Genomic DNA, 16,415 nt, shown 5'->3' on the forward strand with positions numbered 1-16,415 from the left:
CCTATTGCGTGCCAACCCACGTCAGGGTTTACAGGTTATGTTTGCTGTGTGGCAGGATTTGCGCCATCGCAGCCTGATACGCCACTTCCAGTGACTCACGGCTGGTGGCCGTCACACCCAGATCTTGCAGCACACCGTTATCAATCCCGTAAATCCAGCCGTGGATCTTCACCTTCTGACCGCGCTCCCACGCTTGCTGCATAATGGTGGAGTTGCCCAGGTTATACACCTGACTGGCGACGTTGATTTCACACAGTTTGTTATCCCATTCTTCTCGTGGCAGTTGCCCCAGATCAGAACGGTGCTTCATGTACAGATCACGAATGTGCAGCAGCCAGTTATTGATCAGACCCAGTTGCGGGTTCTCAATCGCCGCCGTTACACCACCACAGCCATAGTGTCCACACACAATGATATGGCGTACTTTCAGCACATCCACGGCGTATTGCACCACAGATAAACAGTTCAAATCGGTGTGGATCACTTGGTTTGCCACGTTACGGTGAACAAACAACTCACCGGAATCGAGGCCGGTCAGACGCTCTGCCGGTACACGACTGTCCGCACAGCCAATCCAGAGGTATTCCGGACGCTGGGCTTTTGCGAGGTGAGTAAAGAATTCAGGCGTTTCTTCCTTGATGTTTTCAGACCATGAAAGGTTATTTGCGAAGAGCTTTTCAATATCTGCCATGATGATGCCTTTGTTTGATACATTCATATACCGTAACGCGTAAAGAATCGACACTGTGCCGAGAAAATCCGCGTGCGGCGTGATCAATTTCTATATCTACTCGTACTGCCTGCAATACGTGCAGATATAAAAACCGGCTTCACTATACACAAACTGCTCACATAGCAAATCGGAGTAGTTGCTCCGATCACATTTCCTAACATTAAGATCGCATTTTATGAACGCATTGGAAATAAAAAATTTAAATAAAACTTATAAAAATGGCGTTAATGCACTGAAAAATATGTGTCTGTGTGTTAATGAGGGGGATTTCTTCGCCTTGCTCGGGCCTAACGGGGCGGGGAAATCGACCACCATCGGCATTATCAGTTCGCTGGTGAATAAGACCGCTGGTGAGGTAAAAGTGTTTGGGTATGACTTGGATAGTCAAAAGGTTGAGGCCAAACGTCAGCTCGGTCTCGTGCCGCAGGAGTTCAATTTCAACCAGTTTGAGACGGTAGAGCAAATCGTGATTAATCAGGCCGGTTATTACGGGGTGGAGCGGGCTGTCGCCAAACAGCGCGCGCAGAAGTACCTGTCACAGCTGGATTTGTGGGGAAAGCGCCATGAGCGGGCACGTAACTTATCGGGCGGGATGAAGCGCCGTCTGATGATTGCCCGAGCCTTGATGCATGAACCGCGTTTGTTGATTTTGGATGAGCCGACTGCCGGGGTCGATATTGAGCTGCGCCGCTCGATGTGGGCGTTTTTACGCGAGATCAACCGCCAAGGTGTCACCATTATTCTGACCACCCATTATCTGGAAGAGGCGGAAATGCTGTGCCGCAATATCGGTATCATTAACCACGGTGAGCTGATTGAGCACACCTCGATGAAAGCCTTGCTGGGTAAACTGGAAGTCGAAACTTTCATTCTGGATGTACAACTGCATGGCCGGAAGCCGGATCTGCCGGATCTGATCTGGCGTTTACCGGACAACCACACGCTGGAAATCGATATCCCCAAAGGCGAGGGGCTCAACCGCGCCTTTGGTCTGTTGAGCGCGCAAGGCATTGAGGTGCTGTCGATGCGTAACAAAGCCAACCGTCTGGAGGAGTTGTTTGTGGCCTTGGTGGCGAATGAAACCAGCACCAATGCGAACAGTGTGAGTGAGAAGGGGACGAGCGAGATAGATACCGATAGTGAGGTTAAGGATGATGACACCAAAGGAGCGCGATCATGAACCGGTTATATTGGATTGCCTTTAAGAGCCTGATCACCAAAGAAGTGCACCGCTTTGCTCGGATTTGGGTGCAGACCATGGTGCCGCCGGCCATTACCATGACCTTGTACTTCATCATTTTCGGCAACTTGATCGGCAGCCGGATCGGCGACATGGGCGGCTTTAGCTACATGGCCTACATTGTGCCGGGGCTGATCATGATGTCCGTGATCACCAATTCCTATTCCAATGTGGCCTCGTCGTTTTTCAGTGCCAAGTTCCAGCATAATATTGAAGAGCTGCTGGTCGCGCCGGTGCCCAATACCATCATTATTGCCGGTTATGTCGGGGGTGGGGTGCTGCGCGGGGTAGGCGTCGGGTGCATCGTTACTTTGGTCTCCCTGTTTTTTGTGGATTTGCAGGTGACCCATTTGGGCGTAGTGATCGCCACGGTGATCTTAACGTCCACCGTGTTTGCTCTGGGCGGGTTGATCAATGCGGTGTTTGCCAAAACTTTTGATGATATCAGTATTATTCCGACCTTTGTGCTGACGCCACTGACGTACCTGGGCGGGGTGTTTTATTCGCTGAATTTACTGCCTGAATTCTGGCAGGGGGTGTCTAAGCTCAATCCGATTGTGTATATGGTCAATGCGTTTCGCTATGGCTTTTTGGGCGTGTCGGACGTGGGGATTGGGACGGCGTTTGCGGTGATCGGCGTGTTTATCACTTTGCTGTATGCACTGGCCTATGTGTTGATTTCTCGCGGTATCGGCTTGCGCGCCTAGTGCGGCATAAGTCGATGAATGACAGGTATAAAAAATCCCGGACGAGACCGGGATTTTTTATGGGCGGTTGGGGAGCGATCACTCTTCGCTGGCGTGAGCCGATGATGAGTTGTTCAGCTCAACCACTTGGTTGTCGATCAAGCGGGCTTTACCCAAGAACGCCGACATCAGGATCACCGCTTGCTGTGTCTCTTCACCCACAGGCTGCAGGGTCACTGCATCACGGATGTAGATTTCGTCAGGTTGCAGGCCTGCGGCACGCAGTTGATCGTTCGCATCGACCACGATTTCCGCGTAATCGTTGCGGCCACCGCGCATTTGGCTGCTGATCCAGCGCATGGTGCGTGCCAATACGGGTGCACGCTGGCGCTCGTCTACCGTCAGGTAACCGTTGCGTGAACTCATGGCCAGGCCATCTAATTCACGGACGGTTGGTACACCGACAATCTCAATGTCCATCGCCATGTCGAGGGTCATCTGACGCAACAGCGCAAGCTGCTGGTAGTCTTTCTCACCAAAACAGGCTACGTCCGGCTGAACGATGTTGAACAGCTTCGTCACAACCGTAGATACGCCGCGGAAGTGGCTTGGGCGCAACGCCCCTTCCAGCATGTTAGAAAGTCCAGGTACTTCGACAAACGTCTGACGATCCAGTCCCTCGGGATACATAATGTCAGGTGTCGGGGTAAAGACCAGATCCACGCCTTCGCTGTTTAGCTTGGCCAAATCATCCTCAAGCGTGCGAGGATAATTGTTCAGATCATCGGCTTTATCGAACTGCATTGGGTTAACAAAAATGCTGACCACGACCACATCGGCATGCTCACGTGCTTTACGCACTAGCGTCAAGTGGCCTTCATGCAGGTTGCCCATGGTGGGAACGAACGCAATGCGGCGGCCTTCACGGCGCCAGGTGCGGACTTGTTCTCGGATAGGGGCAATCTCAGCGAATGTTTGCATTTTTATTCCTTATTCAAAGGTATGTTCTGGGCCAGGGAAGGTCCCGGCCGCAACATCTTCTAGGTATTGGGTAACAGCTGCGCGCATCTCGCCCGTTTCGGCCAAATAGTTTTTGGAGAAACGTGGAATATAGTTGGCGGAGATCCCAAACATATCGTGCATAACAAGGATTTGACCATCGGTGGCATTACCGGCACCAATCCCGATCACCGGGACTTCGACCGCTTTGGTAATGCGTTCCGCTAAGCTGGCAGGCACACACTCCAGCAAAATGATTTGTGCCCCGGCATTTTTGAGCAGAATAGCATCTTTTACCATCTGCTCAGCGTGGTCGGAGTCACGTCCTTGCACTTTATAGCCGCCGAAAATATTGACGGACTGTGGGGTAAGCCCCAAGTGCGCACACACCGGTACAGCGCGTTGGGTCAGCATGGTGACGGTGTCGGCAAGCCAGGCACCCCCTTCTAATTTCACCATGTTCGCCCCCGCACGCATCAGGGTGGCGGCATTCTCACACGCTTGCTCTGGGGTGCTGTAACTCATAAATGGCATGTCAGCCATCAATAAGGCGTTCGGGCTACCGGCGCGAACACAGCGGGTGTGATAGGCAATATCGTCCACACTGACAGGCAGCGTGTCGGGTTTGCCTTGCAGTACCATACCCAGTGAATCACCGACCAGCAGCACAGGCACTTCCTGTTGTTCAAACAGTTGGGCAAAGCTGGCGTCATAGGCGGTGACAGAAGCAAACTTACGACCCTCTTGCTTCCATTTCATCAGGTCGTTAATCGTGATTTTTTTCATGTTATCTCCCTTTAGCCCTGAAAACGGGTTACTGGGACCAGATGGCCAGTCCGTTGCGGTCTACCTGTGCCAGCAGTGTTTGCAGGGCAGTGTGATCAGGCAGCACCAATTCAGGGGCAATTTCTGCAAGCGGGTACAGCACGAACTCACGCACTTTCATGCCGTAATGCGGCACGGTCAGGCGGTCGCAGTGGTGCTCGAGATCGCCATACAGGACAATGTCGAGATCCAGTGTGCGAGGCCCCCAGCGTTCATCCTTGCGTACTCGACCTTGTGCTTGTTCGATTGACTGGGTGCAGTCAAGCAGGGCCAGCGGTGCCAGCTCTGTGTCAACAGCCACCACAGCATTGATGTAGTCAGGTTGGTCCTGTGGACCCATCGGGGTACTGCTGTAGAGGGAAGAAACCGCCACCACGTTGACGTCCGGGTGCTGTTTCAATGCCTCAATGGCGCGGTTAGCCTGAGCGACAGGATCGCTCAGGTTACTGCCTATCGCAATGTAGGCGCGGATCATGAAGATTTCGCCTGTGGCTTCTTGCGGCGTTGCGGACGGCGGCGACGGCGGTTGCTGCCGGATTTGTCGCCCTCATTGATTTGCAACACCATCTTGTTGCGCTGATTGCGGTCACCACGCTGGAATTGATCCCACCAGTGTGCCAACTCGGCGATGTCATCCCCTTCAAACTGGCCACGCATTTCCAGGAAATCAAACGCAGCACGGAATTTCGGGTGTTCCATCATCTTAAAGGCACGCTTACCGGTACGGCGGCTAAAGCGCATTTGCTGTTGCCAGATATCACGTACGGTGGTGGTGAAACGGCGAGGGATGGCAATGGTTTTCACCTGCTCATCCAGAATGTCGTTAGAGGCCACCATGAACGCGTCATAGTAAGACAGGCCGCTGGCAAACGCGATCTCTTCGGCGCGGGTCACCATTGGGTACCACAGCATTGCCGCAAACATAAACGCCGGATTGACGCGCTTATCTTCTGCCAGACGCTTATCGGTGGCACTCAGGATGTGCTCGATCATTTGCTCGGTCTGGCTGTTCTGATCTTCGGTGAAGTGTTCAGACAGCAGAGGGAACAACTGTTGGAACAGGTTGTACTCACGCAGCAGTTTGTAAGTGGCCAGGCCATTACCTGACTGCAGCAGCTTCAGGCTTTCTTCAAACAGACGCGCGGCCGGAATGTCTTGCAGTAGCGTTGACAGTTTCACGATAGGCGCGGCGGTTTTCTCTTCAATGCCCATGTCCAACTTGGCCGCGAAACGGATCGCACGCAGCATGCGGACCGGATCTTCGCGGTAACGCGTTTCCGGATCGCCAATCAAGCGGATAATACGGTTGTCGAGATCTTCGACCCCGTTAACAAAGTCGCTGACCGTAAAGTCTTTGATGCTGTAGTACAGCGCATTGATGGTGAAATCACGGCGCTCGGCATCTTCTTCAATGGTACCGTAGACATTGTCACGCAGCAGCATGCCTTCCTGATTCTGTGCCGCAACCTGCTTTTTATCGCTCAGGTTCGGGGTGCCATCCGCATGGTGGCCTCGGAAGGTCGCCACTTCAATCACATCACGACCGAACAGAATATGGGCAAGGCGGAAACGGCGGCCAATCAGGCGGCAGTTACGGAAAAGGTGTTTAATTTCTTCCGGCGTCGCGTTGGTGGCAATATCGAAGTCTTTAGGTTGTTTGTCCAGAAGGAGATCGCGAACACCCCCACCGACCAGGTAGGCATCAAAACCGGCTTTATTCAGACGGTAAAGAACCTTCAGCGCATTCTCGCTGATATCTTTACGTGAAATACCGTGCTCTTGGCGCTGATAAACTTGCAAGGCGAGTTCCTCGGTGTCGAGCGTACTACTATTATCGCGATTCAATACCTTACGGCAAAAGCTGGCTACTCGATTAAAGATAATACACCTCATTTATGTGGTTCGGATTCAACAAACAGCCGCATATCATATATCACGGCAAGACAATTTAGAATCCTAGCGTAATGGCGGTCGTATTTGGCACCTTGGAAAGCTGCCAATGTTCGGTTGCCCAGCGCAGGATTTCTGCTGTGGATGATGCGGCCAAATCAGCCGGCGGTTGCTGGCCTAAAAAACGCAGCGCGGCGATCAATGCCGGGTTGGGGTTGGCTTTATCAATCGCGGGTGCATGGTTTTGTTTTGAGAGCTTATTGCCGTTTTCGGTCACTGCCAGAGGCAGGTGTAAATAGCTGACTTCAGGGTGGCCGAGCAGGCGGTAAAGCCCAATTTGGCGTCCGGTTGGCTCGATCAAATCAGCCCCCCGGACCACCTCTGTGATCCCTTGTTCAATATCATCCAGCACGACAGCTAAATTATATGCGAACAGGCCATCACGACGGCGAATGATGAAATCCTCTGCCGCCAGTGCGGCCGGAATATGCATCGTTCCATGTAACTGATCCACAAAGCGTGTGACCGGCTGATCCACTTTCAGGCGAATAGCGCTGTCAGTGGCCGGCAGGTGGCGATCACGACAAGTGCCCGGGTAGAATCCACCGGCTTCTTTGATCTGTTTACGGCTGCATTGGCAGTAATAGGCCTGTTGGTTGGCCAACCACGCATCTATTTGGGCATGATAGGCATCATGGCGGTGACTTTGGTACATCACGCCGCCGTCCCAGTGCAGCCCGTAGGCCTCCAGGGTACGCAGGATATCATCCGCCGCGCCGGGCATTTCGCGAGGTGGATCAAGATCTTCCATGCGAACGATCCAGGTGCCGCCTTGAGCGCGGGCTTGCAGGTAGCTGCCTAATGCGGCGACCAGTGAGCCAAAATGGAGCGGGCCGGATGGTGATGGCGCAAAACGGCCAATATAGTGTGTGGATGTCGTCATAAGGGATCACCAGAAACGAAAAAGGGAGCAGTTGCTCCCTCTTTAAAGACAGTGGTGCGAAAGTACGTAGCGTACTAGCCTGCCATCTGTTTTTCTTTGATTTCAGCTAGCGTTTTACAGTCGATACACAGATCAGCTGTTGGACGTGCTTCCAAACGACGGATACCGATTTCGATACCGCAAGAATCACAGAAACCGAAGTCGTCCTCTTCAATACGCGTAAGGGTCTTCTCGATTTTCTTGATTAGCTTACGTTCACGATCGCGGTTACGTAATTCTAGGCTGAACTCTTCTTCCTGTGCCGCACGGTCGACAGGATCCGGGAAGTTTGCCGCTTCGTCTTGCATGTGGTTTACAGTACGATCGACTTCTTCACGTAATTGGTTGCGCCAAGCGCTTAGAATCTTACGGAAGTGCTCTAGCTGAGCTTCACCCATATATTCTTCGCCGGCCTTTTCCTGGTAAGGTTCAACCCCAGCAATAGCCAGGATGCCTAGCGATTTTTTAACGTTGCTCTCTGGCATATAGCATCTCCTAATATACCTAATAACCGTCACTGGTCAAAATTGGGCGGTATCTATAGCAGAAAGGGTTTAACGTGGCAATTGCTGCATATCTTCAATTTTATCCCAATGTGAAGAAAGCATCACTTTGCGGTGTTTACTGATTGAAATTTATGCAGTCTTCGAGGTAGAGCTCATTTGGGTGTAATACCGCCTTGTAACAAAGGATCTCTACGCCAGCCCTTTCTGCCTGTTGGATTAATGAAAAATAGTCCGGGTCTATATGGTGTGCGACAGAAACCTTTTCAATGCCCGAATGCAAAATGGCGAAAAAAAGTATGGCACGCTTACCGCTTTGTGCCACCTCTGCTAGCTCGCGCAGGTGTTTTTGTCCCCGGGTTGTGACCGCATCCGGGAAAAAGCCTTGTCCGTTTTGCAACAGGGTGACGCTCTTGACTTCAATATAGCAGTCAGGACGGTCGTCTGCTTGCAGTAGCACGTCTATCCTGCTGTTTTCGCTGCCATACTTCACTTCCGTGCGCAGGGTGCTGTAGCCCTCAAGCTCTTTCACGACACCGTTATTAATGGCTTCGACCACCAAACGGTTGGCCTGCGCGGTGTTGACACAAATCATGTCGCCGTCGGGCGTTTCACTCAGCTCCCAGCTGCACGGGTATTTACGCTTCGGGTTATCAGAGGTGGAATACCACACGGTGTTGCCCGGCGTGGCGCAGCCTGTCATGGCGCCGGTATTGGCGCAGTGCAATGTTGTCACTGTGCCATCAGGCAAGGTCACATCGGCCAGAAAACGCTTGTAGCGTTTGATTAACGTTGCCGATTGCAGCGCAGGGGAAAATTTCATGTCGTTCCTTTTTATACGTTGTTGTGGATACGCACGGTAGCGGCCCATTGTTCACTTTGCCGTGTGGACGGTATCACAGTGTTCACAGTAACCACTGAGCCAGGCAGCGGTAGCGCACGCCGGACTGAACGGAATGCTGAGCATGAGGTTGAGAAGGTAGTTGAGCGTGCTCAGTGGTGGAAATATACAAGCCAAAGGCCGGAAAGTGAAAGGTCAGCGAAGGCGGAGTCAGTGTGTCTAAGAGCGCGGTCGGACGTTGTTTAATGGCTTTGGCCAGCGTGATATGCGGCGCGTAAGGGCGGGGCTCACGCACGATGCCGCACGGTGCTAACACCGTATAGAGGTGATCCACCAGATCCTGCAACGGCGCGGGCGGTTGCGGACACCCCAGCCACAAGACCTTGCTGCGCCGCCAATAGCCCAGTGTGTTGAACGTGGCCGAGAAAGCGCCAGTGGGCGGGTGGTTATCGATGGCTTGCACAATGGCCTCGGTTTGCGCGGGTGTCACCATGCCGAGAAAGGCCAGCGTGACATGCAGGTTGTCAATGGGGACGGCCTGGTCGATCTGGCACGTCAGTTGATGCAGGGCCGTGACGCTGTCAGCCGGTTGCTGGGGCGCTAAGGCAAAGAACAGGCGTTGCTTTTTCGTCGTCTTTTTCATGGTCATAGCGGTTATCTGTGGCGGCTTGGGTATACAATAGTGGCGCTAAGTTTGAATATGACACAAGGTGTTCCCATTGTCACAGCTGCCTATCCAAGACGTTATGACCCCGTTGCTTGCGGCTTTAGACGCGCATGCACAACTGATCCTCAAAGCCCCGCCCGGGGCCGGTAAATCCACTTATCTGCCTTTATCTATCCTGCAAGAGGGCAGTATTGACGGCAAAATTGTGATGCTGGAGCCACGCCGATTGGCCGCGCGCAATATCGCCCAGTACCTGGCGGCGCAGCTGGGTGAAAAAGTGGGAGAGACCATTGGCTTGCGTATGCGAGGCGAGAGCAAAACCAGTGCCAAGACGCGGCTGGAAGTGGTCACCGAAGGGGTGATGACCCGCATGTTGCAGCAGGATCCTGAATTGTCGGGTATTGGCTTGCTGATCTTTGATGAATTCCATGAGCGCAGTTTGCATGCCGATACGGCTTTAGCGTTGGCGCTGGAGGTGCAAGAAGCACTGCGTGACGATCTGAAAATTCTGGTGATGTCGGCCACCTTGGATGATGCGGCGTTAACGGCGTTATTGCCGGATGCGGCGTACATCGCTTCCGAAGGACGCTGTTTCCCTGTGGCGCACCGCTACCAGCGTGTGGCGGAGGGCGTGGACATGATAGAAACCGTGACCAAAGCCATTCGCAGCTTGCTGGCCAGTGAAAGTGGCTCGATGTTGGTGTTTTTGCCGGGCGCCGGTGAAATTCGTCGTGTCGCCGAGCGGTTGAGTGACGGGTTAGCACAGGACGGTTTGGCCCGCGATGTGCTGATCAGCCCGTTGTACGGCCAGTTATCAGCCCAGCAACAGCAGCAAGCCATTGCACCGGCACCCGCCGGACAGCGCAAAGTGGTACTGGCGACGAACATTGCGGAAACCAGTTTAACCATCGAAGGCATTCGTCTTGTGGTGGATTGCGGTCTGGAGCGTATTGCCCAGTGGGATGCGAAAACCGGGATCAGCCGATTAGAATCGGTGCGCATTGCCCGCTCGTCGGCGGAGCAGCGGGCCGGTCGTGCGGGGCGTTTGGAGCCGGGGATCTGTTTACGTTTATACAGTGAAGAGCAACTGGCCCGCCAACCTGCAACGCCTCAGCCGGAAATGCTGCGGGCCGATCTCACCACATTGGCGATGGAACTGGCGCAATGGGGCTGTGCCGAGGTGACGGATTTACGCTGGCTGGATGTGCCGCCTGCGGTGGCCATGACGCAATCGCGCGCGTTGCTGCAAGCCTTGGGCGCGATGGACAGCCGTTATCAATTGACCGAGCAGGGTGTGGCCTTACACGCGCTGGGGGCCGATCCGCGCCATGCGACCATGTTGTTGATGGCGCAGCGTCACGGAAAGGCTGCGATGGCGACAGCGGCGATGTTGGTGGCGTTGTTGGAAGAGCCGCCACGGGGGATGCAAAACCCGGATCTGCATTTTCAGCTGAACCTGCTGGAAAGCGGCAAGTTACCGCGCAGTGCGGGGTATGTGCAGCGGGCGAATCAGCATTTACATAAATTGGGGGCGGGCGGTACTGCGCTACGTGTTGCCAGTGAGTGGATTGCACCGGTGATGGCAGCAGGTTTTCCAGATCGCATTGCGCTTTCTCGTGGTCGGGATGGCCGTTATCAACTGGCCAACGGGCAAGGGGCCAGCTTATTGCCGGATGAGCCACTCGCGGATGCGGATCTGCTAGTGGTGGCGGATGTGGTGAAAACCCGTCAGGGTGACAGCCGTATTTTCACTGCGGTCACGGCGGATGTCGGCAGCTTACAGCAGGCCTTGCCGGCGTTGTTCTGTGAGCGGGAATGGCTGGATTGGGACGACAAGAAAGGCCGTCTGACGGCCGAAAAACAGCTGTGCTGTGGTAAGTTAGTGCTCGAACGCAGCCCAATGGCAGAGCCGGATCCGGCCAAAGCCAGCGAAGCCCTGCTCAATGCCATTGTGCGCAAAGGGCTGAATGTGTTGCCCTGGACGCCAGCGGCAGAGAACCTGCTGGTACGCGCGCGCTGTGCGGCTGAGTGGTTGCCGGACATGGCGTTACCGGCCATGGATGAGGCCAGCTTACTGGCCGATGCCGACAGTTGGTTGTTGCCGTACATGACGGGCATGAAAACCCTCAAAGCCATCGAAAAATTGGATCTCTTTGCCGCGCTGGAAGCCCGTTTAGGGTGGGAGACGAAGCAGGCACTGGATGCCGCGTTACCGACCCATTATGACGTGCCGACCGGATCGCGCTATGCCATTCGCTATCAGGAAGGGCAACATCCGGTACTGGCGGTGAAGCTGCAGGAAATGTTTGGGGAAAAAAGCTCGCCGATGATCGCCAACGGGCGGGTTGCTGTGGTGCTGGAGCTGCTGTCTCCGGCGCAGCGCCCGTTACAAATCACCCGTGATTTGGCGACATTCTGGCAGGGCTCATACCGTGACGTGCAAAAAGAAATGAAGGGGCGCTATCCCAAGCACCCTTGGCCGGATGATCCTGCCAACCATGCACCGACGCGTAAAACGAAAAAATACATGTAGATAAAGTGATGAAAATGAAAACATGGCCAATGCGCCACATGGCCCCGGCACCGAAGAAGCCGGCGGCCGGCAAGGATGAGGCGAAAAAGCCAACCCGGCGTCGAAAAAGCCCGGCGGCCAGCGGCGACAAGCCCGCAGCCAAACCGCGTAAGAAGCCGGCATCACGCAGCCGAAAAAAAACGCCCGCAGCCAATCAGGGGCGCGTGCCGCCATGGCTGAAATGGCTGATGGGATTTGGCCTGAAAGTCACGATTGCGTTGCTGGCGGTGTTGCTGGTGGTCGGTATTTACTTGGATAAAGTGGTACGCGATCGCTTTGACGGTCAGTTATGGAACCTGCCTGCGGTGGTGTATGGCCGCGTGCTGACCTTGCAGCCGGGGCAGGCGATCTCGCTCAGTGAAGTGCGCCGAGAGTTAGATTTGCTGCAATACCATAAGGTACGCAGTCCGCAGCGTAACGGCGAGTATTCCTCTTCGTCCACACGCATTGAGCTGATCCGTCGTCCGTTTGAGTTTGAAGACGGGCCAGAAGGTGCGCGCCATGTGATGCTGACGTTTGCGGATAATACCCTGCAAAGCATTCGGGAAGTGGGTACCAAGCGCCAGCTGGGCTACGTGCGTATTGAGCCGAAGATGCTGGGGATGCTCGGTACCGGCGATCACGAGCAGCGCCTGTTCATGCCACGCGAGCAGTTCCCTGAAGTGCTGGTGGATGCTTTACTGGTGACCGAAGACCGCGACTTCTACCACCATGATGGCGTGTCACCGCTGGCGATTGTGCGTGCCATGCTGGTGAACCTGAAAGCCGGTCGTACGGTACAGGGCGGCAGTACCCTGACCCAACAGCTGGCGAAAAATATCTTCCTGAGCCGTGAGCGTTCGCTGTGGCGTAAGGTGCGAGAAGCCTATATCGCGGTGATCATTGATTATCGCTACAGCAAAGATCGGATCTTGGAAGCGTATCTCAATGAGATCTATCTGGGACAGAACGGCGGTAAGGAAGTGCACGGTTTTGCACTCGGGGCGCGTTTGTACTTCGGCCGTCCGTTGCAGGAGCTGCGTATTGATCAGCAGGCGTTGCTGGTAGCGATGGCCAAAGGCCCGTCTTACTACAACCCGTGGCGCAACCCTGAGCGAGCCCGTCAGCGTCGTGACTTGGTGCTGCGCATGATGATGGATAACAAGATCCTCGATGGTGCCCAGTACGAGCAAGCGGCGTCGCGTCCGTTAGATATTCAGGCCAAGCCGATGATTGCCAGTCGCCAGCCGGCATACTTCCAGCAGTTGCAGCGTGAACTGAAACAGCGGGTGGGTGACAACTTCACGCCGGGTGTGGGTTTACGCGTGTTCAGTACCTTGGATCCGTTGTCGCAGCAGGAAGCCGAACGTGCCGTGCGCCACATGGTGCCGTTGCTGAGCAAGAAAGCGGGCGGTGGCGATGTGGAAACCGCGCTGGTGGCCGCTGATCGCCAGACCGGTGAGATCCGCGCCATGATCGGTGGCAGCCAACCGGGCTTTGCCGGTTTTAACCGTGCGCTGGATGCTAGCCGACAGATTGGCTCGTTGGTGAAACCGGCGGTGTATCTGGCGGCGTTACGCCATCCGGATCAGTTTACGCTGGCCAGTACGCTGGAAGATAAGCCGATTGCCATGCGCAGCAGTAACGGTACCAGCTGGCAGCCGCGTAACTACGATCGTAAGTTCCGGGGCGAAGTGCCGTTGTATTACGCGCTGGCGAAATCGCTGAACGTGCCGACGGTCAATCTGGGGATGGCGGTAGGCCTGAACAACGTGATTGATACCCTGGTAGAGCTGGGTGTGGATCGCAATGAAGTGCCGAAGCTACCTTCCATTTTGCTGGGCTCCTTTACCCTGACACCGTATCAGGTGACGCAGATGTTCCAGTCGGTGGCCAGTGGTGGCCGCAAAGCCGAGCTGACCGCGCTGCGTGCGGTGGTGGATCAGAAAGGGAAGTTACTGTACCAGTGGATGCCGAAAGCCGCGCAAATTGTGCCGGAGCAAGCTGCCTGGCTGACGACCTATGGCATGAAAAATGTGGTGTCACAAGGGACTGCGCGTTTCTTGCAGCCACAGTTTGGCTGGGCGGCTTTGGCGGGGAAAACCGGTACTACCGACAAATCCCGAGACAGCTGGTATGTCGGTATTGACGGTCGCGAAGTGGTGACGGTGTGGATGGGACGCGATGACAATACCTCGGTCAACCTGACCGGTTCATCCGGTGCGTTGCGTGTGTACAGCGATTACATGAAAGGGCGTCAGCCTGAGCCGCTGACATTAGGTTGGCCAAGTAAGCTGACTACCGCCAAGTTCTCTCAGCGGCCTGATGGCACCTTATCGCGCGATTGTGCCGGTAAGTACTCGTTACCGCTGTGGGATAAAGACGGCGACGTAGAGGCCTTCTGTGACAGCAATAAACCAGCGAAGTGGATCAAAGACATGTTCAGCTGGTAAGACGAAAAAGCACGCCAAAGGAGGCGTGCTTTTTTTTAGTCATCTTTTTCAAAATAGTACGAGATGCGAATTCGCGGGTTGAGGTAGGTATACACCTTCTCGGGCAGCTTACTGGGCGCAATGGCCTGCTCAATGCGCAGGTTGCTTTCGTCCAGTTCGATGATCGGCGCCTCGTTGGACGGTACGCTCGGATCATAGAGCAACACATTGGGCTGAAGCAGGTTGTCCGCATTAACAGAAATCACCAGTCCCAGTTGTTGGTTAGAAAGCTGCACCACACTGCCGGGCGGGTACACGCCTAACAGACGGATCAGCAGGGCCAGATAATCATTGTTGTACTGCTCCCGACGGTTTTTAAACAGGTGCGAGAGGGCACTGTAAGGAATACGGGCTTTCGCCGGATCCTGCGGGTGACAGAGATTATCGTAGCTGTTCACCACCGCCACTAACTGCGCCTTGAGATCGATTTCGTCCCCTTTGAGCTGTTTCGGATAACCACTGCCGTCCAGCAGTTCGTGGTGCTGGGTCAAAATCGGCTTAGCTAGGCTGGGGAAGTCCGTGGTCAGGTTCGCCAAATCCTCACTGTATTTGGTGTGCAGCTTGAGGTAGTTCAGTTCTGGCTCTGTCAGCGGTGTGGTCTTACGCAAAATGGCCGTCGGCACTTTGAGCTTGCCCATGTCATGGAACAAGGCCCCCAGCGCAATGGCTTTGATCTCTTCCTGTTGCATGCCGCACGAGCGCGCCAGCATCATCGACATGATGGTGACATTGAGCGAGTGGCAGTAGATGTCCTCATGCTCTTTGTTGTCGTTCATCAGGTGCAGTGCCACGTTGTCGGACTCCAGCAACGCATCCACCATTTCTTCCACCAGCATTTCGGCTTCTTTGACAGCGGTGACCGGGCGGCTTTTCACTTTCCCCATGATCGAGCGCAGCTGGGCCATAGAGCGGCTGAAGTTCTTTTCGCAGCTTTGTAGTTTGCGTTTGTAGTTTTTCAGACGGGTAATACGGCCTTGCTTCTCTTGCCAGAGCTTTTCGGCCTGTGCTTCCAGGAAGCGGCTTTCCTGTTCGGAAATCTCGTCTTGCGGCGTTTCTGGGGCCAGGGGCTGGGTATCACTTTTTTCGGGGATCAGGTAAACGTATTTGATACCGAGGTTTTTGATCAGGCGAATTTGTTGCTGATCTTTAATTTTGAAGTGATTGAGCAGGAAAGGGTGATCCGTCCATTGCAGGGGGAGCTTGATGTATAAGCCTTCGGTTAAGCGCTCAATTGAAAGTTTGATGGCCATGAGTATCAGCGCAACCTATTTGCGTCGAGTAGTGAAAATCCATTTGGCAGAGTGGCCTCTGCGTTGCTATCGCCGTGCGGGGAGGGCGAATATATACACCGTACTGAACATCACACCATGATGATCAGGGTTATCGATCTCACCGCATTTTTGTGATTAACACAATGATGGCGTTTGCCTGAATATGGGACTGATGTCACATATTGAATGGCAGGCAAAAAAAAACCTCATCAAAGATGAGGTTTCAAAAATGGTGCCGACTACCGGAATCGAACTGGTGACCTACTGATTACAAGTCAGTTGCTCTACCTACTGAGCTAAGTCGGCAAATTTATTTTTATTATTTTAAGTCCAAGGACTTAAAACGAAAGTGGCTCCCCCTGCAAGACTTGAACTTGCGACATACGGATTAACAGTCCGCCGTTCTACCGACTGAACTAAGGGGGAATTGTACTTTTTATCTATCACGACAAGTCGTTGTAGATGAAATATGGTGCCTCGAGGCGGAATCGAACCACCGACACGAGGATTTTCAATCCTCTGCTCTACCGACTGAGCTATCGAGGCAAAAGTGCAGTCCGAAGACTGACTTTTGCAAATGTTGTTTTCACAACGCTTTGCTAAAAGATGGTGCCGACTACCGGAGTCGAACTGGTGACCTACTGATTACAAGTCAGTTGCTCTACCTACTGAGCTAAGTCGGCACACTATATCTTTTTTAGTCTTAAACCCGAAGGCTCAACACTGAATTGGCTC

General features: G+C 54.0%; 14 protein-coding genes and 4 tRNA genes. 4 read left to right on the forward strand and 14 right to left on the reverse strand.

Going from position 1 to position 16,415, the window contains the following annotated elements; translation table 11 throughout:
* Positions 1-28: 28 nt before the first annotated feature.
* Entirely contained in the window at positions 29-691 is a 663-nt protein-coding gene (can, locus tag ABT58_RS21340) for a carbonate dehydratase (protein ID WP_047876481.1), read from the reverse strand.
* A gap of 217 nt (positions 692-908) precedes the next feature.
* Here can and ABT58_RS21345 point away from each other — a divergent pair, with 217 nt between their 5' ends.
* Together ABT58_RS21345 and ABT58_RS21350 are read left to right on the forward strand one after the other, a co-directional pair.
* Positions 909-1,913: an ABC transporter ATP-binding protein gene (locus tag ABT58_RS21345; RefSeq protein WP_082211202.1), complete on the forward strand. Its 1,005-nt coding sequence runs from the start codon at positions 909-911 to the stop codon at positions 1,911-1,913.
* Positions 1,910-2,680, forward strand: coding sequence for an ABC transporter permease (locus tag ABT58_RS21350; RefSeq protein WP_047876469.1), 771 nt, complete (start codon positions 1,910-1,912; stop codon positions 2,678-2,680). The genes ABT58_RS21345 and ABT58_RS21350 overlap by 4 nt, the downstream gene beginning before the upstream one ends.
* A 78-nt stretch (positions 2,681-2,758) precedes the next feature.
* On the opposite strand, the gene panC is transcribed toward ABT58_RS21350, so the two are convergent.
* The 8 genes from panC to thpR form a co-directional block, all read right to left on the reverse strand.
* The gene (gene panC, locus ABT58_RS21355; protein WP_047876470.1) at positions 2,759-3,640 is read right to left on the reverse strand and encodes a pantoate--beta-alanine ligase; all 882 of its coding nucleotides are present in this window, start codon (positions 3,638-3,640) and stop codon (positions 2,759-2,761) included.
* Positions 3,641-3,649: 9 nt separating this feature from the next.
* Positions 3,650-4,444: a 3-methyl-2-oxobutanoate hydroxymethyltransferase gene (gene panB / locus ABT58_RS21360; protein WP_047876471.1), complete on the reverse strand. Its 795-nt coding sequence runs from the start codon at positions 4,442-4,444 to the stop codon at positions 3,650-3,652.
* 28 nt (positions 4,445-4,472) lie between these two features.
* Positions 4,473-4,958, reverse strand: a complete 486-nt coding sequence (gene folK, locus ABT58_RS21365) for a 2-amino-4-hydroxy-6-hydroxymethyldihydropteridine diphosphokinase (RefSeq protein WP_047876472.1) — start codon at positions 4,956-4,958, stop codon at positions 4,473-4,475.
* A complete protein-coding gene (pcnB, locus tag ABT58_RS21370) occupies positions 4,955-6,376 on the reverse strand; it encodes a polynucleotide adenylyltransferase PcnB (RefSeq protein ID WP_082211203.1) in 1,422 nt (473 codons plus the stop codon). The genes folK and pcnB overlap by 4 nt, the downstream gene beginning before the upstream one ends.
* Before the next feature lie 55 nt (positions 6,377-6,431).
* Complete coding sequence (gene gluQRS, locus ABT58_RS21375) at positions 6,432-7,316, reverse strand: tRNA glutamyl-Q(34) synthetase GluQRS (RefSeq protein WP_047876474.1); 885 nt, start codon at positions 7,314-7,316, stop codon at positions 6,432-6,434.
* 74 nt (positions 7,317-7,390) lie between these two features.
* Entirely contained in the window at positions 7,391-7,840 is a 450-nt protein-coding gene (gene dksA, locus ABT58_RS21380; protein WP_047876475.1) for an RNA polymerase-binding protein DksA, read from the reverse strand.
* Positions 7,841-7,976: 136 nt separating this feature from the next.
* On the reverse strand, positions 7,977-8,681 hold the full coding sequence (sfsA, locus tag ABT58_RS21385) for a DNA/RNA nuclease SfsA (protein ID WP_047876476.1): 705 nt from the start codon (positions 8,679-8,681) through the stop codon (positions 7,977-7,979).
* An 82-nt stretch (positions 8,682-8,763) separates the two neighbouring features.
* The gene (gene thpR, locus ABT58_RS23565) at positions 8,764-9,348 is read right to left on the reverse strand and encodes an RNA 2',3'-cyclic phosphodiesterase (protein ID WP_053063164.1); all 585 of its coding nucleotides are present in this window, start codon (positions 9,346-9,348) and stop codon (positions 8,764-8,766) included.
* A 70-nt stretch (positions 9,349-9,418) separates the two neighbouring features.
* Between thpR and hrpB the strand changes: the two genes are divergently transcribed.
* Positions 9,419-11,899, forward strand: coding sequence for an ATP-dependent helicase HrpB (gene hrpB / locus ABT58_RS21395; RefSeq protein ID WP_047876477.1), 2,481 nt, complete (start codon positions 9,419-9,421; stop codon positions 11,897-11,899).
* A gap of 38 nt (positions 11,900-11,937) precedes the next feature.
* Entirely contained in the window at positions 11,938-14,370 is a 2,433-nt protein-coding gene (mrcB, locus tag ABT58_RS21400) for a penicillin-binding protein 1B (protein WP_047876484.1), read from the forward strand.
* A gap of 35 nt (positions 14,371-14,405) precedes the next feature.
* On the opposite strand, the gene ABT58_RS21405 is transcribed toward mrcB, so the two are convergent.
* The 5 genes from ABT58_RS21405 to ABT58_RS21425 all read right to left on the reverse strand — a co-directional run bounded on the left by ABT58_RS21405 (position 14,406) and on the right by ABT58_RS21425 (position 16,363).
* Positions 14,406-15,659, reverse strand: coding sequence for a cyclic di-GMP phosphodiesterase (locus ABT58_RS21405; RefSeq protein WP_047876478.1), 1,254 nt, complete (start codon positions 15,657-15,659; stop codon positions 14,406-14,408).
* A 251-nt stretch (positions 15,660-15,910) separates the two neighbouring features.
* Positions 15,911-15,986 (reverse strand) — tRNA-Thr (locus tag ABT58_RS21410).
* Between the two features lie 44 nt (positions 15,987-16,030).
* A tRNA-Asn gene (locus ABT58_RS21415) sits at positions 16,031-16,106 on the reverse strand.
* A gap of 44 nt (positions 16,107-16,150) precedes the next feature.
* Positions 16,151-16,226 (reverse strand) — tRNA-Phe (locus tag ABT58_RS21420).
* A 61-nt stretch (positions 16,227-16,287) separates the two neighbouring features.
* A tRNA-Thr gene (locus ABT58_RS21425) sits at positions 16,288-16,363 on the reverse strand.
* Between the last annotated feature and the right edge of the window lie 52 nt (positions 16,364-16,415).

The sequence above is a fragment of the Photobacterium aphoticum genome, from assembly GCF_001029435.1.
Lineage (GTDB): Bacteria > Pseudomonadota > Gammaproteobacteria > Enterobacterales > Vibrionaceae > Photobacterium > Photobacterium aphoticum.

Bases quoted from the DNA above. Each gene is read 5' to 3' on its own strand.
- can (WP_047876481.1), bottom strand. From the start codon at position 691: ATGGCAGATATTGAAAAGCTCTTCGCAAATAACCTTTCATGGTCTGAA.
- ABT58_RS21345 (WP_082211202.1), top strand. From the start codon at position 909: ATGAACGCATTGGAAATAAAAAATTTAAATAAAACTTATAAAAATGGC.
- ABT58_RS21350 (WP_047876469.1), top strand. From the start codon at position 1,910: ATGAACCGGTTATATTGGATTGCCTTTAAGAGCCTGATCACCAAAGAA.
- panC (WP_047876470.1), bottom strand. From the start codon at position 3,640: ATGCAAACATTCGCTGAGATTGCCCCTATCCGAGAACAAGTCCGCACC.
- panB (WP_047876471.1), bottom strand. From the start codon at position 4,444: ATGAAAAAAATCACGATTAACGACCTGATGAAATGGAAGCAAGAGGGT.
- folK (WP_047876472.1), bottom strand. From the start codon at position 4,958: ATGATCCGCGCCTACATTGCGATAGGCAGTAACCTGAGCGATCCTGTC.
- pcnB (WP_082211203.1), bottom strand. From the start codon at position 6,376: ATGAGGTGTATTATCTTTAATCGAGTAGCCAGCTTTTGCCGTAAGGTA.
- gluQRS (WP_047876474.1), bottom strand. From the start codon at position 7,316: ATGACGACATCCACACACTATATTGGCCGTTTTGCGCCATCACCATCC.
- dksA (WP_047876475.1), bottom strand. From the start codon at position 7,840: ATGCCAGAGAGCAACGTTAAAAAATCGCTAGGCATCCTGGCTATTGCT.
- sfsA (WP_047876476.1), bottom strand. From the start codon at position 8,681: ATGAAATTTTCCCCTGCGCTGCAATCGGCAACGTTAATCAAACGCTAC.
- thpR (WP_053063164.1), bottom strand. From the start codon at position 9,348: ATGACCATGAAAAAGACGACGAAAAAGCAACGCCTGTTCTTTGCCTTA.
- mrcB (WP_047876484.1), top strand. From the start codon at position 11,938: ATGGCCCCGGCACCGAAGAAGCCGGCGGCCGGCAAGGATGAGGCGAAA.
- ABT58_RS21405 (WP_047876478.1), bottom strand. From the start codon at position 15,659: ATGGCCATCAAACTTTCAATTGAGCGCTTAACCGAAGGCTTATACATC.